At 35.7% G+C, this 21919-nt stretch carries 15 protein-coding genes and 1 pseudogene; 10 read left to right on the top strand and 6 right to left on the bottom strand.

What is annotated here, in order from left to right; all coding sequences use genetic code 11:
* Positions 1-51: 51 nt before the first annotated feature.
* Positions 52-951, bottom strand: a complete 900-nt coding sequence (folD, locus tag ACFINC_RS04985; RefSeq protein ID WP_375616355.1) for a bifunctional methylenetetrahydrofolate dehydrogenase/methenyltetrahydrofolate cyclohydrolase FolD — start codon at positions 949-951, stop codon at positions 52-54.
* A gap of 305 nt (positions 952-1256) precedes the next feature.
* Between folD and ACFINC_RS04980 the strand changes: the two genes are divergently transcribed.
* The gene (locus ACFINC_RS04980; RefSeq protein ID WP_375616354.1) at positions 1257-3137 is read left to right on the top strand and encodes an AsmA family protein; all 1881 of its coding nucleotides are present in this window, start codon (positions 1257-1259) and stop codon (positions 3135-3137) included.
* Between the two features lie 319 nt (positions 3138-3456).
* On the opposite strand, the gene ACFINC_RS04975 is transcribed toward ACFINC_RS04980, so the two are convergent.
* Entirely contained in the window at positions 3457-3600 is a 144-nt protein-coding gene (locus ACFINC_RS04975) for a hypothetical protein (protein WP_375606448.1), read from the bottom strand.
* A gap of 235 nt (positions 3601-3835) precedes the next feature.
* On the opposite strand from ACFINC_RS04975, the gene ACFINC_RS04970 reads away from it, so the two are divergent.
* The 3 genes from ACFINC_RS04970 to ACFINC_RS04960 all read left to right on the top strand — a co-directional run bounded on the left by ACFINC_RS04970 (position 3836) and on the right by ACFINC_RS04960 (position 9345).
* Positions 3836-4579, top strand: coding sequence for a 16S rRNA (uracil(1498)-N(3))-methyltransferase (locus ACFINC_RS04970; RefSeq protein ID WP_375610067.1), 744 nt, complete (start codon positions 3836-3838; stop codon positions 4577-4579).
* Positions 4580-4647: 68 nt separating this feature from the next.
* Positions 4648-6021, top strand: coding sequence for a glutamate--cysteine ligase (locus tag ACFINC_RS04965; protein WP_375616353.1), 1374 nt, complete (start codon positions 4648-4650; stop codon positions 6019-6021).
* Positions 6022-7989: 1968 nt separating this feature from the next.
* Positions 7990-9345, top strand: a complete 1356-nt coding sequence (locus tag ACFINC_RS04960) for an L-cystine transporter (RefSeq protein WP_375616352.1) — start codon at positions 7990-7992, stop codon at positions 9343-9345.
* A 7-nt stretch (positions 9346-9352) separates the two neighbouring features.
* Here the strand turns inward: ACFINC_RS04960 and ACFINC_RS04955 are convergent, their stop codons facing one another.
* Positions 9353-10231: a methyltransferase gene (locus ACFINC_RS04955; protein WP_375616351.1), complete on the bottom strand. Its 879-nt coding sequence runs from the start codon at positions 10229-10231 to the stop codon at positions 9353-9355.
* Between the two features lie 197 nt (positions 10232-10428).
* Between ACFINC_RS04955 and ACFINC_RS04950 the strand changes: the two genes are divergently transcribed.
* Together ACFINC_RS04950 and grxC are read left to right on the top strand one after the other, a co-directional pair.
* Complete coding sequence (locus ACFINC_RS04950; RefSeq protein WP_375616350.1) at positions 10429-11214, top strand: ComF family protein; 786 nt, start codon at positions 10429-10431, stop codon at positions 11212-11214.
* Positions 11215-11260: 46 nt separating this feature from the next.
* On the top strand, positions 11261-11518 hold the full coding sequence (gene grxC / locus ACFINC_RS04945; RefSeq protein WP_375606442.1) for a glutaredoxin 3: 258 nt from the start codon (positions 11261-11263) through the stop codon (positions 11516-11518).
* Positions 11519-11535: 17 nt separating this feature from the next.
* On the opposite strand, the gene ubiG is transcribed toward grxC, so the two are convergent.
* The gene (gene ubiG / locus ACFINC_RS04940; RefSeq protein ID WP_375609070.1) at positions 11536-12279 is read right to left on the bottom strand and encodes a bifunctional 2-polyprenyl-6-hydroxyphenol methylase/3-demethylubiquinol 3-O-methyltransferase UbiG; all 744 of its coding nucleotides are present in this window, start codon (positions 12277-12279) and stop codon (positions 11536-11538) included.
* Between the two features lie 189 nt (positions 12280-12468).
* Between ubiG and ACFINC_RS04935 the strand changes: the two genes are divergently transcribed.
* A complete protein-coding gene (locus ACFINC_RS04935) occupies positions 12469-13725 on the top strand; it encodes an aspartate kinase (protein WP_375606440.1) in 1257 nt (418 codons plus the stop codon).
* 1315 nt (positions 13726-15040) lie between these two features.
* On the opposite strand, the gene nhaA is transcribed toward ACFINC_RS04935, so the two are convergent.
* Positions 15041-16402, bottom strand: a complete 1362-nt coding sequence (gene nhaA / locus ACFINC_RS04930) for a Na+/H+ antiporter NhaA (RefSeq protein ID WP_375606439.1) — start codon at positions 16400-16402, stop codon at positions 15041-15043.
* Between the two features lie 148 nt (positions 16403-16550).
* Positions 16551-18257 (bottom strand): hypothetical protein, encoded by a 1707-nt coding sequence (locus ACFINC_RS04925; protein ID WP_375616349.1) that lies wholly within the window; start codon positions 18255-18257, stop codon positions 16551-16553.
* Positions 18258-18610: 353 nt separating this feature from the next.
* Here ACFINC_RS04925 and ACFINC_RS04920 point away from each other — a divergent pair, with 353 nt between their 5' ends.
* From ACFINC_RS04920 to ACFINC_RS04910, 3 genes and pseudogenes are all read left to right on the top strand, one after another.
* A complete protein-coding gene (locus ACFINC_RS04920; protein WP_375616348.1) occupies positions 18611-20383 on the top strand; it encodes an SLC13 family permease in 1773 nt (590 codons plus the stop codon).
* 104 nt (positions 20384-20487) lie between these two features.
* Positions 20488-20753, top strand: a pseudogene (locus ACFINC_RS04915) (XRE family transcriptional regulator).
* A gap of 493 nt (positions 20754-21246) precedes the next feature.
* Positions 21247-21918 carry a tetratricopeptide repeat protein gene (locus ACFINC_RS04910; protein WP_375616347.1) on the top strand — a complete coding sequence of 224 codons (672 nt, stop codon included), beginning with the start codon at positions 21247-21249 and terminating at the stop codon, positions 21916-21918.
* Position 21919: the final 1 nt, after the last annotated feature.

The raw sequence follows: 21919 nt of genomic DNA, 5'->3' as shown, positions 1-21919 counted from the left end.
AAATGGTAAATCATATGCAATGAAACCATGCAAAATGAATTGTTACAATTCTTAGAATTTTGGTATAGGAAGATTGTGTGATCGCGCAGCAGCTTTGAGTGTATTAACCATAAGCATGGCAATTGTCATTGGTCCAACGCCTCCTGGAACAGGGGTGATCGCAGCAGCTTTTTCTTTTACGTTTTCAAAATCGACATCACCAACAAGACGTGTTTTCCCTATACCTTTTTCTGGTGCAGCAACGCGGTTAATACCGACATCAATAACAATTGCACCATTTTTCACCCAGTCTTTTTTAATCATTTGTGGGCGGCCTACAGCTGCTACTAGAATATCAGCGCTTCGACACACATCATCAAGATCTCGGGTGCGACTATGGGCAATTGTCACAGTGGCATTGGCTGCTGTTAAAAGAGCAGCCATAGGTTTTCCAACAATATTAGAGCGTCCAACAACGACAGCATCAAGTCCAGATAAATCTCGTCCACATTGTTGTTCAATCATCATCATGGCACCAGCTGGTGTGCAGGGAATAATCGCATCTTCAAGTGCATTTGCCGCGAGTTTTCCTACATTAATATAATGAAAACCATCAACATCTTTTTGGAAAGCAACGGCTTGTGTTATGCGATTTGTATTCATATGGGTAGGGAGAGGCAGCTGTACCAAAATACCATGAATTTTAGGATCAGAATTTAATGTTGCAATAAGTTGTAGCAGTTCTTTTTCTTGGGTTTCTTTGGAAACGACATGTTTGATTGAAAGAAACCCACATTCTTCGGCTTTTTTATTTTTTGAGGCGACATATACTTGACTTGCGGGATCATCTCCAACAATAATAACAGCGATGCTAGGTTGTATATTATAGTGACGGCGGAGCTTTGTTGTTTCGGCCTTAACTTTTATGATAATCTCTTCAGCAAGTTTTTTTCCGTCGATAATGTTATTCATTCAGAGATCCTTTCGGTAAGGCTGTTTGTTTTTTTGTAAAGCATTTTCTAATGATACGATAGAGTTTTATAGCAATAACGGTAAGAATGGTTTGATAAGGTTGTGGATTTATAGTTTTAGAAGACTTTTAAATAATTGCTTTATAAAGAAGCAGCAACATTGCTGTTTGAATAAACTTTGGATAAAGAATAAAAATAATGAAGATATAAATATATAAGGCGAATTATAAGGATATAAAAAACCTTTTAACGATCATTTAATTTTGTATTTAATCTGTTATAGGGGGATAACTGCAGAGGGATATTGTGCGCATCAGAATAATAAAATTTTTGAGCGGAATTTTTATTACAATTATCTTTTTATTTGGAGTGGGGATTCTCGTTTTACCTTATCTTGTCTCTACAGATGCGATTCGTATTCATTTAGCACGGGATTTGAGTGCATGGACGGGTTATAATGTACAACTGCGTAATCCACTGCGGTTACATCTTTTTCCTTATCCTAAAGCATTTCTTTCCGGCGTTACTTTAACATCAAAAATGGATGATGTTGCGCTATTATTGGAAGCTGAATCAATAGAAGTTGATCTTTCTTTAATAGATCTTCTTTGGGGACATGTTTCTTTTTCCGAGACGCGGATTGTGCGTCCTCAATTTGTTATGGAAAAGCCCGTTGAAACAATGGCAGATTTTTTTGATAGATTTTCTCGCTCACAAGGTGCATTAGGATTAGCGATACGCAATGCGCGTGAAATATTAAAAAATAATCCTGAACATCCAGAGCTAGAGCATCTTTTAAAACAACCTTTTGGGAGGATTGTCATTGAAAATGGTGCTCTTGTGTATCACGATAGTTTTTCGGGATTAGCAGAAAAAATAACAGGATTAAATGCGACTTTAGATTGGGCTGAATCGACGGAGGAAGTACGGTTGCGTGCAGATGCTCGTTGGCGTGGAGAATTTACAAAGTTATCAATTGATGCTTCTCAAGCATTGATGCTTCTTGCAGGAGGCAAAAGCCAGATTAAGGCAAGTCTCAATTCAGTGCGTGGGGGAATAACGTTTACAGGACAGGCTCGGTTATCTGAATATTATATTTTTGATGGAAAGGTATCGATGCGTTCTCCGGGATGGAATCAGACATTGTCTTGGATTGGTGGGAATCAGTTTTGGGGACATAAATTAAAAATACCCATTGTATGGGAATCTCATTTTTTAGCGCAACCAATGCATATCCAAATGAACAATGTTACCTTTACGATGGGGAAAACCAATGCACGTGGGGCTTTAGAACTTGATTTTCAAGATTCTGTACCAAATATTATGGGCTCTTTAGCCTTTGATAACCTAGACTTTAGCCTCTTGGGCTCAATGTTTTTTTCAAGTAAAAAGAAAAATTCATTCTTTGATATGACAAATTTTGATTATATTGGGGTGGATGTACGACTTTCTGCACCACAAACTAAAATAGGGAATATTTCACTCACAAATTTAGCTGCTGCAATACAAATAAAAAATGGGCATGGTATTTTTGATCTTGGGCATGCGAATATTTGGGGTGGATCCATTCAAAGTAATATTGAAGTTACGCCAGTTGGACAGAAAGTGCGTATTGGAGGAAATATTTCAGGTGCTTCTATTGATATGCAGGAAGCTCTAGAAGCTTTAGGATTTATTCCATTTATACAAAGCAAAACGAATTTTACTGCAACGATACAGACACTGGCTGATTCTTGGATGGAAGTTTTTACAAAAATGCAGAGTGAATTAACATTAAAGATGTCTTCTGGTCGGCTATTAGGGTATGATTTGAATGAATTACAAACAAGACTTTCAAACAAACAACAATTTCTTTTAACAAATGATGATTCTCTTTCTACAACTTTTGATCACTGGGATATCCAGACAAGCTTTTCAGAAGGTGTGATGAAAGTGACAGAGTCATTGATGCATACAGCAGACTTGAGTTTATCCATTCAGGGAGCTATTGCAACTGCTATTTCTCAAGGGAAGCAGAATGAATTGATACTACAGGCACAATTACGAAAAAATTATAGATCAGACACTTTATGTAAAGATGTTCAATGCCTTGCTAACAGCCTTGCATGGCCTTTTACATTTTCTCTGAGCTCTAAAGGACAAGATCATGGTAATTTTTTAATTACAAAAGCCACTGATACAGATTGAGTATTGTTTTTCGTCTATACAACATTTTATTTTATAATTATAACTCATCCGTTTACAATTTAAAGTTGTTTTTAAACTTAAATAAGAAATTCCACTATCGTAAGATTCTCTCATTTTAAATCTATTCGTGATAAAGTCATAAAAATCGTCCTCTACGTTATAAGCGTGGTTGGTATGTCGATAAACGAGTGAAGAGAGGAAGAACAACGCTTCTTATAAAATCTTTTAAATACAAGAGATTCATAATATTGATGCAAGTCTTAGAAGGTTGCTAACAATATTTTGTTACACTAAATTTTTAAGGGATGTCGGTCAGTGCTTATTGAATCTCAGAAGAAATACCATAGCCATCTTTGGTAACTGTATGCTTCCCATCTGCTCCAACAGAACCAATTCCCACTGTAATCAAAATAAAGGCTAAGAGGGTTGTAATCGTAATAATTGTAGCTTTTTTAGCAGACATATTTTTCCTCCACGGATGCATCAATGACTGAATGCAAAGATGAATGGTGCATTATTTAAACTTTTATGAAAGCAGAATCACTTAAGGATCTATAAGTTCCTATTATTATCTCATAAAGCTAAAAAAACTCTATAATTCTTTAATATATTATAGTTCTATAGATATAATTTTTTCTTTTTGCTATATATTTTTCTTCATTTTCTCGATGACGATAGTGAGCATTGGCAAAATTTTTATGCGCATAAATTATAAACTTAAAAGATTATTCATTCGACAGACATTGGCTTTGAATGAAGAAATAAAGATAGAGGGGGCACAAGCTTTTTATCTTGTGCATGTTTTGCGTATGAAAGAAGGAGCAGAAATTTTACTTTTTAATGGACAGGATGGTGAGTGGCTTGCTAAACTTATCATTGTTAAGAAAAAATTTGTTGTGGTTCAGCTTATCCATCAGGAAAGATTACAAACGACGCATTCCAATCTTATTTATTGCTTTGCTCCACTCAAAAACGCGCGGTTGGATTATATGGTGCAGAAAGCTGTTGAAATGGGGGTATCGATTTTGCAGCCTGTTATAACGCATCATACGCAGGTTACGCGTATCAATATGGCGCGTATGGAAGCCAACGTTATTGAAGCTTCTGAACAGTGTGGAATTTTATCTCTTCCTGAATGCGTATCTGCTCTATCATTAGCAGAACTTTTAGCACAGTGGGATGAGACACAGCCTTTATTCTTTTGTGATGAAGAGCATAAATCGCATAATCCATTACCTTCTTTTAAAAAGCGTGACGTTACAACACCTGGTGTTCTCATTGGACCAGAAGGTGGGTTTAGTGAAGAAGAGCGGAGCTTTTTAAAAAAACATCCTTTTGTGGTTTCAATATCATTAGGTCCGCGTATTTTACGCGCTGACACTGCCGCTGTTGCTGCTTTGGCTCTTCTTAATGCTACCGTGGGGGATTGGGCAATGGATTGAGAAGTCTTTAAAATCATTCTAAACAATTCATTTAAGACGATGATACCGATGATAGGATATGATAAGTTATGGCGCTTGATATAACCGATGAAAGTGAAATTTATAACTTAGATTCCTTGGTTAGCTATTTCCAAGGGGGGTATAAACCAGAAGATGATTGGCGTATTGGTACAGAACATGAAAAATTTCCGTTTTATAGAGATGGTTTTCTTCCTGTTCCTTATGAAGGTGAGAGAGGAATCCGAGCGCTTTTAAAGGGGATGCAAAGCGCTTTAGGATGGGAACCTATTTTAGATGAAGGGAATATTATTGGGCTCGTAGGATCAGGTGATCAGGGGGCTATTTCTTTGGAACCTGGGGGACAATTTGAATTATCTGGTGCACCATTAAAAACAATAGGTCATACTTATCACGAGTTGATGGAGCATTTAACTCTTCTCAAAAAAATTGCAGAACCATTAGGAATTGGTTTTTTAGGTCTTGGAGCTAGTCCAAAGTGGACTTTGGCTGAAACGCCTAAAATGCCTAAGTCACGTTATCAGATAATGACTGATTATATGCCGAAAGTGGGGTATAATGGTCTTAATATGATGTATCGCACATCAACAGTTCAGGTTAACCTTGATTTTTCATCTGAAAGTGATATGCGGCAAAAAATGCAAGTATCTATGAAGTTACAGTCCATTGCGACCGCATTATTTGCAAGTTCACCTTTTACAGAAGGACGTCCAAATGGCTTTTTATCTTGGCGTTCTGAAATTTGGCGTAATACGGATAATCAGAGGACAGGCGTTCTCCCTTTTATATTTTCTGAGCGTTTTGGTTTTGCTGATTATGTTGAATGGGCCCTTGATGTTCCAATGTATTTTGTTGTTCGTGATGGTCGTTATTATGATTGTACACATATAACGTTTCGTCAGTTTATGAATGGAGCATTAAAAGGACAAGTTGCAAATTCAATTCCAAACATGGGAGATTGGATTAATCACCTATCAACGTTATTTCCTGAAGTCCGCTTAAAAAGATTTTTAGAAATGAGAGGAGCGGATTGTGGTTCTTGGAAGCGCATTTGTGCGTTGTCGGCTTTTTGGGTTGGGCTTCTTTATGATAGGGAAGCACTTAATGAGGCAGAGGCTTTGACAAAAGATTGGTGTTTTGAAGAAGTTTTAGAGTTGCGCCAACGTGTTCCTAAAGAAGGGTTAAGAACCCCTTTTCGTCAAACTATTCTTTTAGAGTTAGCACGTCAAGCTCTTGCTATTGCTCGTAAAGGCTTAAAAAATCGCAAACAGTATGATACGAATGGTTTTGATGAAACAAATTTTCTTAATCCTTTAGAAGAGGTTGTTGCAATGGGACAAACAGATGCTGAAAAATTTTTGTCCCATTACTATTCTATTTGGAATAAGTCTGTAGAACCTTTATTTTTAGAATGTGCCTATTAAATTTGAGGTAAAGACATTTTGTACTTTTTTTTAAATGCATATCACCGTGGTGGCTCATTCACTCACTTATCTTAGAAAGAATATTCCCCTTTGCTTTCAACATTGTCTCGTAAATGATACAATACAAAGCTCTCTTAGGCACTGTTATTTTTATATCCAGATTAATACTGTTACGATATTTCCGTAACCTCAATGTTGTATCTTTATCCTAGAGATGGATCATAAGAGATATATTTAGCTTGTTATCAAATATTTTTATCCACTTGGCTCATCACGCTTATGAATAAGTCTGAAAACAATATTTTTCACTTTTTAATAAAGGAATAAAAATATTATTTGTGTTTAATAATCTTATCCAATATTAAATTATTATCATTCAATATACGATGTTTATATGAATATGAAGTATTTTTTATGTGGAACAAAATACAAAAATTTAGTTGTTGTACAGGTAAGCTGCAAATACTTATTTTGTTCGCTAAACTATAGAGTGGGCTGCTTAACTTTTTGTTGCTTCCATTTTTTATTAGCCAGATCTTATAAGGATTCTTAACCCTTTTTTTATCATTATACGATATAATTACGCTGTCATCATGCAGACAATAGCTGTATTTTTAAAACGGGTAAGGAAATTACATGTTATTATTTTCTCTGGACGCATAATTTGTTCTTTTCGGTTAATGAGAGTTGGAGAATCTAGAAATTTTTTTCCATATTCAGCCATCAGATCATGAAAGTCTGCTGCAAGTTTTGCGAGAAAACATCTTTTCTCAATGAATCAAATGAGTATTGTATTTGATTAGTGAGCAAATCTTCATCTTTGGATTATTTGCCAAACAACAGCAAAACATCCACAAAAGGCAAGTATTGTGTGGTAATGCTTTAAAATATCCAATTGTGGAGGTTCAATTTGTAGTTCTATTAAATATTTTTAAAACCATACCTTATCATATTCTACAGATGTAACGGATTCTGTCTTACTTTGAAAGACTTTTATAACTTCTTTTGCTATTTCTTTTTTTTCGCGATATTCTAAGTCTTTATGGTTTTGACTGATAACGCTCATTGTACGGATTCAAATCGTTCACTTTAGTATATCCAAATGATATTAATACAGCAAACAGAAGTATCAATAGAGAAGATACAACAATAAATGTTATGGTACGCTTCATGAGTAATTTAACTCCTTATCTTCAATAAATAGACCGATATTAAATACGTCTATGATGACGATTGATATCACTTAGTTTTGTTATATCGACAGGATATATGGTATTTTTGTTGGCATTGTGTTTTAGGGTGTGTTGAGTAATATTTTATATTATTAGTTGTATTGCATTTTATAGGTATTGTGGTTTTCGAAGTCTTCACATTTGAGATTTTTTTGTTATTGAGAGGGCATATTTTTATGTTTATAAAGAGAATTTCGAAAAACAAAAAAGCTTCCATTGAGAGCAGAGAAAGAATGTGTAAAAGGTGTTATCCATAAAATAATTATATTTGAAGTGCTGATCAAAATTGTTGAAAGTGCCGTCCATAAAATTGGCAAGAGTGGCTTGATCTTGTTTTTTTCAGAAAAGTCATGAATGTTCGATTATTAATTAACCATTGTTTGGAAAGCTCTTTTCAATTCAAATAGCAAAAGAGAGTGATAAGGGCATTTAGAGTGATAAGATATGTTGGAGTTATTCAGTATTAAGATGCCATGAATGCTGTTTATATTTCTCTTTTTAAATTATTTAATGAGAGTATAAATTTAAATAATAGGAAAATAATTTTATTTATTTTCTTTAAACAGTTATTAGTAGATAAAAAATTCTCTTTTAATCTATAAATTGAAAAATAATGGTTTTGTAAAAACCTTGTAAGTTTTATACTTTAACTTTCAAATATCATGCATTGATTTTGAGGTATGTATGTTATTTACATCAATCATAAACAATAGTGGATATAGACTGGGCATAGACAATGACATTTAATTTTTTTATCAATTTATTTCTATTTGTTATTTTTTTATTGTGGATTGCTCAAAGTAAGAGAATGCAATGGAGTCTTTCACTCCGTGTTATGCTAGGGCTTATCCTTGGCTTGATTTTTGGAAGTATTTTACAGTTTGTTTATGGAGAGGGTGAAGGCACTTTATTGAAATCCGTTGAATGGTTTAACATTGTTGGTGAAGGCTATATTTTATTGTTACAAATGATTGTTATGCCACTGGTTTTTGTCTCTATCGTTTCAGCGGTTGCTCATTTACATTCTGTTTATGCTGTTGGAAAAATGAGTATAATAACAATTTCAATATTGCTTTTTACAACGGCTCTTTCAGCATTGGTTGGCGTGCTTGTGGTTAATTTCTTTGGATTAACAGCAAATGGTTTGGTGCATGAAGGGCCAAATGTTTCTGCTATTCTTGAAGGTCATATTTCTCAACTTGGAGATATGAATATACCAAAGATGATTTTGTCTATGATTCCTAAAAATCCATTTGCTGAATTGAGTGGAGCTAAACGTACATCAATTATCAGTGTTGTGATTTTTGCGTCATTTTTAGGTGCAGCGGTTCTTCTTTTAAAGAAAGATGAGCCAGAAAAAGGAGAAAACGCGCTTTTATTTATTCAAGTGGCACAAGCTTGGATTATGCGGTTGGTCCGTATAGTGATTGCTTTGACGCCTTATGGTATTTTTGCTCTTATGACGAAAGTAGGAGCGATATCACGTATTTCAGATATTTTAAATTTACTGGTTTTTATTATTGCCTCTTATGTCGGGATTATCTTAATTTTTGGTATTCATGGTGTACTGCTTGGCATTTCTGGGATTAATCCCTTTCGTTTTTTCAAAAAGGTTTTACCGGTTTTAACATTTGCTTTTAGCAGTCGTTCAAGTGCTGCAAGTATTCCTTTGAATATTGAAGCGCAAACGCAGTGGATAGGAGTCCCGCAATCCATTGCGAGTTTTGCAGCTTCTTTTGGGGCAACAATTGGACAAAACGGTTGTGCCGGTCTTTATCCAGCGATGCTTGCGACCATGATTGCACCCTCTATGGGTATTAATCCTCTTGATCCTACTTGGATTGCTACGCTTGTTGGGATTGTAACGTTGAGTTCTATTGGTGTTGCTGGTGTGGGGGGAGGGGCTATTTTTGCTGCATTGATTGTTTTACCAATTATGGGATTTCCTGTTACTTTGGTTGCTGTACTCATCTCTATTGAACCGCTAATTGATATGGGACGTACTGCTCTAAACGTGAGCGATTCAATGGTAGCTGGAACAATTACCAGTCAAATGTTACGAACAACGGATAAAAGTATTTTAAAAAAATAATTTTAGGTTATGTTTTTTTAGATTGTAAGACATCCGTAAGAGATATTTGCGCTGAACCAGGTTGTAGGGGTTTTTGTTGATTGGGGTGAGGGGCCCAACCAGAGAGCCAGATGAAAGAAAAATGTGCACGAATACGTCCATCAGGATCGCTAAATTTTTGTGCATAGATTTCAGCAGCACGGAGAAAAAAGCGCTTAGATACAGGGCGCCGTGAGCGATTGATAAGCGCATTTTGCATTCCCATCCCTTTAAGATCGTGCATAAGGTCAAACATTGTATTATAACGTATTGTGATATCTTCAACATCTGCAACAGGCAGAGCAAAGCCCACACGCTGTAAAAGAGCGCCTGCATCACGAATGTCAGCAAAAGGATAGATTCTAGGGCTTGCTCCACCATAAATTTCAATTTCAGCTTGTAGGAGGCTTTCACGTAATTCTTTGAGTGTACCGGCTCCTGTCATAACAGCCAAAAATAAGCCATCTGGTTTAAGGGTATTTTTGATCTGGCTTAGAATACCAGGGGTGTCATTCGTCAATTGTAATGAAAGAAGTGAAACAATAAGATCACAGTAACTTTGAGGTAAATCAAGAAATTCTCGATGACGTAAATGAAATTTTTTATCATGGCTTTGATAAAGCGTATCGGTCTCAATACGCTCTATGGAACAAACTTTTCCAGACTTCATTAAAGCTTGCGCAGCAAGGTCTGTATGGCTGTGTAAATCGAGAGCTAATGTAAAGAGGCGATCAACAGTACTAAGACGTTTATAGAGATCTTCTGCTATGTGAGAGAGTAAAAAGTCATATCCTTTTTTTGCTTTTTGGAAAGCGCGTTTGCGGAATTGTTCAATGCGGTTATGATCAAAAATTAAAGGATGCGACATATTGTAGAACACTTTCTCTCTATGAAAGAATATATTTTGAAAAGGTTTATTTTTATCCAAGCTCTGTCAAGTTTATAATGTGAAGGAAAAATAAATTTGTAAAAGGTAAGGGTTTTTAAAGGAATTACAATTATAAATTGAGGAAATACAAAGGAACTTTTGTTCTGCGAGAAAACTTGTAAAAACCTAGATTTATAATGTTGTACTTTCGAGAAGCGGCGTTAAATAGCGCAGACATACTAAGTAAGTGCATTGAACGCTTGAAAACAATGCTTTATCCCCCAATTTGTCCTGGATGTAAGCAAAATGTTTCTACTTATGGTACGATTTGCTCTGAATGTTGGAAAGAACTTCAATTTATCACAAAACCTTATTGTCCTGTTATGGGGACTCCTTTTGTTTGTGATATGGGGGAGGGGTTTCTCAGTGGTGAAGCACTTCGTAATTCTTATCCTTTTTCACGTGTTCGCTCGGTCATTGTTCATAAGGGGCTTGCACGAACTTTAGTAACGCGTTTAAAATATGGTGATCATATAGAATTGGCATCATTTATGGCCAAGTGGATGATGTTTGCTGGACGCGAAGTTATTGATGATTGTGATGTTATTATCCCCATTCCATTGCATTTTCGTCGTTTTTGGGAGAGGCGTTATAATCAATCTGCTGAGCTTGCACGTTATATTGCAGAATCACAAAAAAAGCTTTTAAAACCGGGGTGGCTTGTTCGTTGTCGGCATACCCGTCCGCAGGTTAGTCTTTCTTCAAGAGAGAGAAAACTTAACGTAAAAAATGCTTTTAAGGTTTCGCATAAGGTTAAAAAATACCTTAAAGGATGTTCTGTTTTACTGATTGATGATGTTTTTACAACGGGTGCAACAGTTACGGCAGCAGCCTCTGCATTAAAAGATGCAGGTGCACGACAGGTTGATGTGCTAACATTTTCGCGTGTCCTCAAAGAAGATTCTATTTATCCCTCTTCTTAAGAGAAACTTGAAGTGAATATTATAAAAAATATTGGAGGAAACTATTATGAAAGAGATAATAATTTATACACGCCCCGGTTGTCCTTATTGCATAAAAGCTCGTGATTTACTTGATAAAAAAGGCGTAAAATATACAGATATTGATGCTTCTACATCCCGTCGCCAAGAAATGGTACAGCGCGCAAATGGACGTAATACATTTCCGCAAATTTTTATAGGTGATTATCACGTTGGCGGTTGTGATGATCTTTATGCTTTAGAGGCTGAGGGAAAGCTCAATTCTTTATTACAAGGCATACAATAGTTGTAAATGAGATATCCTTAAGACCGTTTTGCAAGAAGGAGGTAGTTAACGTCCATGTCTTTTGAGCGATTCCAGCTGTCGTTTAATGGGTTATAAGTAATACCTATCTCATCAATGACAGCTAGAGCGTTTTGTGATAAGAAATTTTTAAGTTCTAGAGGTTTTAGGAATTTTTTATAATCATGTGTTCCTTTAGGAAGCCAACGTAGGATATATTCAGCGCCTACAATAGCAAGCCCCCATGCTTTCCATGTGCGGTTGAGTGTCGAGACAAACATCAACCCTTGTGGTTTCAGCATTTTTGCTGTAGCTTCTATGAAGAGATTAACGTCAGCGACATGTTCAACAACTTCCATATTAAGGATGATATCAAATTTCTCTCCTTCGTTGGCGAGTGCTTCTGCCGTAGTGGTACGGTAATCAATTAAAAGATCATTTTGGGTTGCATGAATTTTTGCGACTTCAATATTCGTTTGTGAAGCATCAACGCCTACGACCATAGCGCCAAGACGTGCCATTGGTTCACATAACAAGCCTCCTCCACAGCCAATATCAAGAATTTTCAAATTCTCAAAGGGTGTAAGTGAAACAGGATCACGATTAAACTCTAAACAGATTTTTTCTCTGATGTAAGCAAGGCGTGTTGGGTTAAATTGGTGAAGAGGTCGAAATTTTCCTTGTGGATTCCACCATTCTGTAGCAATACGTGAAAAGTGATCAATTTCACTTTGATCAATAGTTGTCCGCGTTTTATCTATCATTTTGCTTTCCTTTTATTTTTTAATGATCACGTCAAGTAGATTTTATAAAAAGTCAAGAGAAATTAATATAATCATAATGAAACTTGCACAAATGATAGATATTCGCTATGTCGAGTAAATGATTAGTTGATAGAGCATCTTATTCTCATTACCGTTTGAGATAAGAGATGTAAAGATAGAGTATTATTAATGGCGCGCATTGTCATGAAATTTGGTGGAACATCTGTAGCAAACATTGAATGTATTCATAATGTTGCACGGCATGTCAAAAGAGAGGTTGATGCAGGTAATGAGGTTGCCGTTGTCGTATCTGCAATGGCTGGTAAAACCAATGAACTTGTTCAGTGGACGTGTGATGCTTCGCCTATACATAGAGATGTTCGTGAATATGATGTTGTGGTTGCTGCTGGTGAACAGGTTACTTCTGGTTTGTTGGCTTTGACACTTCAAACAATGGGCGTGAATGCACGTTCATGGCTTGGTTGGCAAATTCCTATTCATACAGACAATGCGCATGGCCGTGCACGTATTACTGATATTGATGGATCTTTTTTAATAGAGCGTTTTCAGGAAGGTCAGGTTGCTGTTATTGCTGGTTTTCAGGGAGTAACTCCGGATAATCGAATTTCTACCTTAGGACGTGGGGGATCAGATACAAGTGCTGTTGCTATAGCAGCGGCTGTACAAGCTGATCGCTGTGATATTTATACGGATGTGGATGGTGTTTATACAACGGATCCACGTATAGAACCGAAAGCGCGTCGTTTACCAAAGGTAGCTTTTGAAGAGATGCTGGAAATGGCTTCTCTTGGTGCAAAAGTTTTACAGGTTCGTTCTGTTGAATTGGCAATGGTTCATAAGGTTCGTACCTTTGTGCGTTCAAGTTTTGAGGATCCTGATGCTTTAGGCATGGAGGATCCAATGAGTTCTTCTGGAACACTTATTTGCGATGAGGATGAAATTGTGGAACAACAAAATGTTACTGGTATTGCTTTTGCTAAGGATGAAGCACAAATTTCCCTTCGTCGGCTTGCCGATCGTCCAGGGATTTCGGCAGCAATTTTTGGCCCCTTGGCTGAAGAGCGCATTAATGTTGATATGATTGTGCAAAATATTTCTGAAGATGGCTCAAAAACTGATATGACTTTTACTGTACCATCAGCAGATGTAGAAAAAGCCGTTGCACTTCTTGAGAAAAATCGTAAAGAAATTGGATTTGATGTTCTCCAATTTGAAAGCGATCTTGCCAAGGTTTCTGTGATTGGTATTGGAATGCGCAGCCATGCAGGGGTTGCTGCTACAGCTTTTAAGGCTTTGGCTGAAAAGGGTATTAATATTCAAGCAATCACGACCTCAGAAATTAAAATTTCTATTTTGATTGATAGTGCTTACACTGAACTTGCGGTTAGAACATTACATGCTGTTTATGCTCTTGATAAGGGGTGAGCATTTTTTAGCTCCAATAAAGTTTCAGTGACATCAATATATATTAATAATTTTTATTAAGAATAACTTATATTTTGAACTTAAATGAGAACTATTCAATACAGCAAAATGCTCTCATTTTAAACTTATTCGTAATCTTGAAAACGGGAAGACAGTTTAACTCTGGGAGACTATGAAGTCGTAAAGGTAAAAATTAATACTCATCTTTACGCTTATAAAGGAGAAAGCGAGCCGCACTAAGGCTATTTTCAGTTTCCAATATTGTGCAACTTTTGCTTTGAAATAAGGAAACCTTCCGGTATTTTGCTTTCTTACCCGAGCGATAAGACGACAAATGATCCTTAAAAATATATTTGCCCAAAAAATAATATGTTTTTTAAAGAAGGCTAGGATTAAAGCTGTTGATAATACCGACAATAAAGTCAGTAACGAAAAGATGGATTTTTTGGAAAAATGAGCTACGGGATTACTTAACTAATTATTGGGTCTGCTTGCTATGTTGACGTTATAAGTGATAGGTGAGGATGGGAGAACTGTTGGGGCTATAAAGGGCAGTAAAAAAACTTATATTATTTCAATAAATTAATGTCTATATACTTTATTATAAAAACAGCAGCTTGTAAGAATTGTGATGATGGAGTTAAGGTGTTTGAAACAACTCTTTATGATTTTTATACACACAGTTATGGTGAGAAAGGTATTTTGTGTTGATTAACTCAATATACCTTATTCATGTGCATTGAGTAGCCAAGATCTTAATGATAGCTTCAAATGAAGATATATTATTTACATTGCTATTAATTATTGTTTCTTATTTTCTTCATTAAAATTTATCAGTGGAGGGGATAGTTACAAAGAGAATAAATCTTCTGCTCATTTATCAATGAGGAAGAAAAATGTGTTAAAATTTCTTTTTCTTATTTTTTCGTTATAATTAAATATAACATATTGATTTATAATAGGAATTCATTGTTTCTTCATAGTGGATAATAGCTTTGACGAAAGATCGCTTCTCTTATCACAGATTCCTTTATATTAAATCAATTAAAATTATTTCTGTGTACGCTACAAGTGGGACTGGTATGTGAGTAAACTTTATTGAAGAAAGGAATAAAAACGTCTCTTATGAATTCTCTCAAGTGTCAAGAGTTTTTGCAATATGAGAGGTTGGAATAGTATGATGATGTCAGTTTACATCTTCATAGATGTAAAAATGAGGTAAAACAACGGCTTTTACGTTCAATATTGTCCAAATCCAACAAATGGATAGAATCACTTTTTAAAAAGCTCGTATAAAAGTCTATTTTTAGTTAGTTTATTGGGAACTATGAGCAACGTCTTTATTGCGCTTAATATAAATAAATCCATATCCTAGACCGATAAGAGCAGATAAACCAGAGCCACAAAGTACTCCAATTTTTGCAGCATCAAGAAGGATAATATTTTTAAAAGCAAGCATTGAAACAAAGATAGACATTGTAAAGCCAATTCCTGCTAAAAAACCAATGAGTAAAATACCTGTCCATGTCATATGAGGAGGGAGGCGGCATAGACCTGATTTTACAGCTAGATAACTGGCGGTGATAATGCCAAGCGGCTTACCGATGAAAAGCCCAATAACAACACCAAGAACAATCAAGAATGATTTATCGGAAGAAAGGTCAAAGTTTGCAAAACTTACTCCTGCATTTGCGAAGGCAAAAATCGGCATTACACCGTATGCAACCCATGGATGCAATGCTTTCTGAACACGGGTTACTGGAGCAATTATGGCACGCTGTCCTTTGCGCATTTTTTTCAATGCGGTTGAAATATGATGGAGATCTGTTTTAATATTTTTTTCTTGAAGAATTTGCATAGCATTGCTGAGCGTGGTGAGTGGCGCTACAAGAGTCCGAGTAGGAAAAACGGGAGTCATCATCCCTAAAATTACACCAGCAAGTGATGGATGAACGCCTGTTACCATTAAACCCCACCAGATGATTGCACCAGGTAAAATGTAAAGCCATGCTGATGCAAGTCCAATCCATTGAAAGAATAGCACTAGAGCAATACCTGCTCCTGCAATCATTAAACCACTAAGATCAATGTTTGTTGAGTAGAAAAAAGCAATAATAAGAACAGCGATAATATCATCAATAATTGCGAGTGATAGAAGAATGATATGAAGATTAGAAGGAATTTTTTTTCCAAGAAGAGCAAGAATACCGAGAGCAAAGGCAATGTCTGTTGCTGTTGGTACGGCCCAACCATGTATATGCCCATCATTAAAGTTGAAGATAAAATAAATAATTGCAGGGAAACAAACGCCCCCTATTGCAGCAACAATTGGTAAGATTGCTTGTTTAAAATCGGCAAGAGCACCTTCATGAATCTCGCGTCGGATTTCCATTCCTGCAACGAGAAAGAAAATAGTCATAAGGGCATCATTAACCCAAAAATGCAAATCCCATGAAAGAGTGAAATGCCCCAAATTAAAACCAAGAGGTGTATGCCAAAAAGATTCATAGAGATCAGCATATTTAGAATTGGCAAAAATGAGTGCAGAAGCAGCAGCTAATAAAAGAACAATACCACTAAGAGCTTCAATATGGAGAAAACGCTCGATAGCAGAAAGCGCTTGATTGGTGACACGAGAAGCGCGATTAGGCAAGCGATTTGAAGATAAATCAGACATGAACAACTCCAAGTATCGACAATTTTATGATTCTATATTCTCTTATGTAAATGACTCTGTGTGAAGCCTTCTGTATCATATAAAAGCAAAAAGAGGAATAAAGTTCTTAATTTATAGACAAGATCATCATGTTTAAAGCACAAAATGTTCAAGGCGATGCTTCATTTTTAATAGTGAGATCTACTTTGCTTAAAGCCTTGGATAGATCATTTTGTAAAGCAGATTCGAGATCAATTATTGTGAGCCCTTTATTATCTTTTGCTTTAATTTTAACACTCAATGTTTGCGGATTTTTAGCAAATTCACCTAAGGATTTTGAAATTTTTTCTGCTTCGTCATGATTTTTTAATAGAATGTTAGGGGTCTGCGTCATCATTAGATAGAAATCGTCATAGAGTTCCTTTTTAAGATCATGTTTGCTGTCATTAAGAGTTTGCGCAAGATAAGAAAAAAGCTTATCAATGAAACCTGCATCCTTATATTGTATATCAATTTCATTGATGCCAAGGTCTTGAGAAGCAGCAATCATTACATTTTTCTGACCAGAAAAAAGCTTTTCATCAACATCAATAACCTTGGCTGATATGTACCCAGATCCGACGTCTTTCATATCGAAAGACATTGCATTAAGAAAGAGCATACGTTTTTTTTCATCATAAGAAATATCAATTTTTCCTGAAATGTTAAAGCGCTCAAAGTTCAAATTTTTGAAGAGTTCTAAGTCTTTTTCATTCATTTTTTTAGGTAAAACGGAAAGGTTATTGAGGGAAAGAAAAAGTTTTTTAGGGATAGGTTGTTTCCACAAGCTTGGTTTGAATTGGAATGATTCGAGTGTTGCTTTCAACTGTGGTATATCAACGGTGACGTTATCAACTTTGGCATCGGCTGAGGTAATGGCGAGCAATATGTTTAGAAGTAGACCATTTTGTGCTATTTTTTCAGCGGTTTTATTATTCTCTTTTCTTGCATTAAGATAAGCTTTGATCAATTTTTCAGGAGTTTGTTCAAGTGGCTTCATCTTTAAACCAGATGTTTTAAACTGTTGGAGAAAGAAAGAGCTGTTTTTTTCTGCTTCTTCAAAAATATCAATGCTTATATTATTCAGAGAAATGGGACCAGTAACGGTTTTACCTTGATTGAGAGTATTATTTTTTCCAAAGATGATAGAATAAGCGTAGTTGATGTCGATATCATGGGCTTTTATTGTATCACTTTTAGCCATAAGCTGCATCTGTTTGGCACCATTGACTGCAACTGTTTTAAGATCCATATTTTTGATACTAACTGAACGGATATGGCCATTTCTAAAATCAGAAAGCTGGAAATTATTGACTTCAACCGTTTCTGTTTGCTTATTTTTATTTTCTATAGAAAGTTGTATATTGGGAGCAATAATTGAGGAAAGCTCAATACGCATCATTGTTTGTAAAAGATGTGATGAGAGTGTTCTATCTTTTTCTTTTAAGAATACACTCCTAAGAGAGATTTTAGGAATTTGCACATGAATATTATTATGCTTTAAATCAACATTATAGAGTGTGAAAGTTCCAGGAATAAAGGAAAGAGGAGGACGGGCAGAAATGGCACCGATTTTAAGTGATGTACCGGCTGGAACGGGTAATGTAACATTTTTCAAATTGACTTTACCTAAGATGCTCACTTCAGATGTTTCTGCTTTTATGGCATGACGGGTTATCTCTTGCCTTACAAAATTGTCAAGATAGGGTTTTGCAATATAAAATCCACCAACCATTATAATTGCCAAGATAGCAATAAATCCAATAATGCAAGTAAGCCAATATCTTAGGTGACTTTGATACCCACTATTAAGATTGACCATTTTTTCTTCTTTCATTTTTATCACTCGTTAAATTGAGAGTGAAGATAAACTCTTTTTAAGCAACGACAAAGGTTAAAATATAGCGTGTACCAGTTTCAACAGTCATCTATGCTCTATATTAGAGGTATTCTTATCTTTTTAGCAATATAGCTTTATCAAAATTTATCAAATTTCTTTGGATTCAGCACTTTATAGAAAATCACACATAATAAGGAGAGGTAAGTTTATGCATATCATAATTTTTATCACTTTAAATTATCTTAAAATATTCCTATGTCTGCTTTTATCTTGCTGCTGTTTATAGGAATATTTAAAACATCAAAGATATGTTTTTATTCATTATAATTTAATGGGGAGAGGTGAGTGTTATGACAGAAAATCAAATAATGACCTTTTTGATCATTGGTCTTATGATGGTTGTTTTTATTTGGGATCGATTTCGTTATGATCTCGTCGCTATTTGTACATTGTTAATAGCTTGTGCTCTTGGTCTTGTTAGTCCGAAGGAGGCTTTTAGCGGTTTTAGTAATGATATCGTTATTATTGTGGGGAGTGTGTTTGTTGTCAGTACTGCTGTATCTCGCTCTGGTATAATGGAATTTATTATTCAACGAATATGGCCAGAGGTGAAATCGGTGCGTCTTCAATTAGCTTTTTTGGTTATTTCTGTTGTCGTGTTATCAATGTTCGTTAAAAACATTGGTGCTTTGGCTATTATGCTTCCGATAGCTTTTCAGTTTGCTCGTCGTTCTCAGGTTTCTCCTTCTGTCTTTTTGATGCCCATGGCCTTTGGTTCTTTATTGGGGGGGCTTATGACACAAATAGGAACATCCCCCAATGTTGTTATTTCAGCGATGCAGGAACGTTTAGCAGGAACACCTTTTACGATGTTTGATTTTACACCAGTTGGTGCGGTTATTGCGACGGCTGGTGTTTTATATTTGGTCTTGTTTTATTGGCTTTTGCCTGTGCGTGTACGTTCAGGTGTATCATTTGATGATGCCATTGATATTCGTAATTATGTTGCAGAGGTGCATGTTCCAATAAATTCACCGATTGTGGGGAAAAATATTGTTGATTTGGTTAAGCCATCAAGTGGTGATGTTATGGTGATTCAAATCATCAGAAACAAAGTATCTATTTCACCATTACCAGATTTTGTTTTGTCTGAAAACGATATTGTTTTGCTGGAAGGGTCACATACAGGGTTAGATAGTGTGATAAACTCTGCTCGTTTAGAGTTTTCTAAGGGGCGAACTATTTCTACAGGTGATAAGGACAGTGACATTGATATTATTGAAGCAGTTATCACCCATAATTCACCTCTTATTGGTATTAGTGCGAAAGAGTTTTCCCTATTTGATCGCTATAACGTAAATTTTCTTGCGTTAAGTCGTCAACATGAAAGAGTGCGGGGAAGACTTGATGATATTATCTTTCATCTTGGAGATGTGATTGTTTTGCAAGGACAGGATGCAGTTATTCCAAATTTGTTAAGGGAATTGAAATGCTTGCCCCTAGCAAAACGAAATATTGTATTTGGAAATTTACGACATGGTTTTATATCTTTGGCTATTTTATTTATAGCAATTATTTTTACAGCTTTTCATATTGTTCCAGTTGCTTTTTCTTTCTTTTCTGCTGCTGCTGCAATGGTTATCTTTCGCGTTTTGCCAGCGCGTGATCTGTATCAGGCATTAGATGGTCCAATACTAGTGCTATTAGCGGCTCTTATTCCAGTAAGTGAAGCGTTAGAGAAAACAGGATGTACGGATCTTATTGGTCAATGGTTGAGCCAATTGGCAATATTTTTCCCGCCATCTGGTGCCTTAGCACTTATGTTGGTGACAGCTATGTTGGTCACGCCATTTTTGAATAATGCAGCAACAGTGATGATGGTAGCACCAATCGCGTCAAGTTTTGCTCATTCTCTTCATTATAAGCCTGAAGCTTTTTTAATGGCTGTTGCAATCGGTGCAGGTTGTGAGTTCCTTACACCTATCGGACATCAAAGCAATATGCTCGTGATGGCGCCAGGAGGATACCGTTTTAGTGATTATCCACGTTTGGGGGCTCCATTGGCGGTGTTAATAGTTATTATCGCTGTTCCAATGCTTATGTGGGTTTGGCCATTACAATAAGATATTTTCAGAAGCTTTGAGTATCCATTACAAAAGGTTGTTAATTGTATAAAGATAAGTTGAAGGGATACACTTTCTTTAGCAAAATTTTATGAAAACTTCGCATTGATCATTCAGAACGTCTTTCAGATATAGTTGATAAATTAGGTTTATCTGTGTCATTTTTATCTTCTGTAGAAATTGGTAGAAAATCTGTTCCAGTAGGCATGGAAGAGAAAATCATAGAATTCTATGCTTTAGATCAAGAAAAAGCTTCTCTGTTAAAAAAGAAGTCTATCTTTGTCGAAAGAATTTTACAATCAAACCTTCTAATCCGTTGCAACATGAAACTGTTGTTGCATTTATGCTACTTTTAGATGTCTTATTTTAAGGGGCGTTAGCAGATTTCAAAGAAATGTTAGAAACACTCCATGAAGTATGCTTTTTGTAGAGGCTATTGCGAAATTCTATTCCCCAACTTTTATTTACGCATCCCTCATATTAAAAAAGATATATAAATACAGTAAGCTAGACGAATAAAGAATGGTATTAAAATCCTATAATCGAATACAATACAATGATTGTGTTAAAGACTTTAAAAGATATCTCTCATATAATAGAGGGAAGGGTGCTGAAGATGGTAGGCAATCATGGATAATATTAAAGCAGTGATTTTTTTTATAAGATTCAAAAGTTGTGATGTAAGCTCAAAGGACGTTTACATCGTTTTTGACTAAGACAGTTGCAAAAATCCAATTGATTTGGTTACATGTCGATTTGAAATAAATAAATCAGTAATTTAAAGATTTTAGTTGATTTAGGCTACCATCTTTGTCCATTTATGCGTAAAAGCGCAGAGAGTAAATTTTTACAAGGTATGATATATGTCGTATGATAGTTTTATTGCTGAAGTTAATGCTGAATTTCGTCAGGAAAAGGCGCTTGCTTTTTGGAGACGTTATGGTTTTTCAATTATTGGAGCAGTCCTTCTTTTCATCATCATGATAATTATTTATCAAATTTATCATCATGCACAAATAAAGAAAGCCAGCCATATTGGTGACGCATTTATAAAAAGCCTTAATTTTGCGGATACACGTCATTTTGATAAAGCGATAAAGCAATTGGAGAGTGTTAAAGACTCTAACTTTGGAGGATATCCTTTTCTTGCTCGTTTGCGGGAGGCTTCTTTACTCATGGAGCAAGGTGATATGATTAAATCAGTGGAGATCTTTGATTCTGTTGCAGCGGATGAGAAAGCACCGCAGATTTTGCGGAAAGTTGCAAAAATTCGAGCAGCCTATATTTTAGTTGATACAGGAACTTTGGATGATGTCAAAAAGCGCGTCAAAGAGGTGGCAAGTGATGTCGATCCTATGCGTATGTCGGCAAGAGAAGCTTTGGGTTTAGCTGCTTACAAAGCAGATAAAATGGATGAAGCGGTTTATTATTTTAAGAAAATTTCTAAAGAAGGTGCTTTGGGTTCAAAAATAACAGATCGGGCTCGAATGATGCTTGAGCTTATGCAGGCTGAGGGCAAGGCAAATAAGGAATAAA

The sequence above is a fragment of the Bartonella sp. AP58NXGY genome, from assembly GCF_042195785.1.
Lineage (GTDB): Bacteria > Pseudomonadota > Alphaproteobacteria > Rhizobiales > Rhizobiaceae > Bartonella.
The sequence above is the reverse complement of the archived record's forward strand: the minus strand, read 5'-3'. Positions and strand labels throughout refer to the sequence as shown.

Bases quoted from the DNA above. Each gene is read 5' to 3' on its own strand.
- folD (WP_375616355.1), bottom strand. From the start codon at position 951: ATGAATAACATTATCGACGGAAAAAAACTTGCTGAAGAGATTATCATA.
- ACFINC_RS04970 (WP_375610067.1), top strand. From the start codon at position 3,836: ATGCGCATAAATTATAAACTTAAAAGATTATTCATTCGACAGACATTG.
- grxC (WP_375606442.1), top strand. From the start codon at position 11,261: ATGAAAGAGATAATAATTTATACACGCCCCGGTTGTCCTTATTGCATA.
- ACFINC_RS04965 (WP_375616353.1), top strand. From the start codon at position 4,648: ATGGCGCTTGATATAACCGATGAAAGTGAAATTTATAACTTAGATTCC.
- nhaA (WP_375606439.1), bottom strand. From the start codon at position 16,402: ATGTCTGATTTATCTTCAAATCGCTTGCCTAATCGCGCTTCTCGTGTC.
- ubiG (WP_375609070.1), bottom strand. From the start codon at position 12,279: ATGATAGATAAAACGCGGACAACTATTGATCAAAGTGAAATTGATCAC.
- ACFINC_RS04960 (WP_375616352.1), top strand. From the start codon at position 7,990: ATGACATTTAATTTTTTTATCAATTTATTTCTATTTGTTATTTTTTTA.
- ACFINC_RS04950 (WP_375616350.1), top strand. From the start codon at position 10,429: ATGTTGTACTTTCGAGAAGCGGCGTTAAATAGCGCAGACATACTAAGT.
- ACFINC_RS04955 (WP_375616351.1), bottom strand. From the start codon at position 10,231: ATGTCGCATCCTTTAATTTTTGATCATAACCGCATTGAACAATTCCGC.
- ACFINC_RS04935 (WP_375606440.1), top strand. From the start codon at position 12,469: ATGGCGCGCATTGTCATGAAATTTGGTGGAACATCTGTAGCAAACATT.
- ACFINC_RS04925 (WP_375616349.1), bottom strand. From the start codon at position 18,257: ATGAAAGAAGAAAAAATGGTCAATCTTAATAGTGGGTATCAAAGTCAC.
- ACFINC_RS04910 (WP_375616347.1), top strand. From the start codon at position 21,247: ATGTCGTATGATAGTTTTATTGCTGAAGTTAATGCTGAATTTCGTCAG.
- ACFINC_RS04920 (WP_375616348.1), top strand. From the start codon at position 18,611: ATGACAGAAAATCAAATAATGACCTTTTTGATCATTGGTCTTATGATG.
- ACFINC_RS04975 (WP_375606448.1), bottom strand. From the start codon at position 3,600: ATGTCTGCTAAAAAAGCTACAATTATTACGATTACAACCCTCTTAGCC.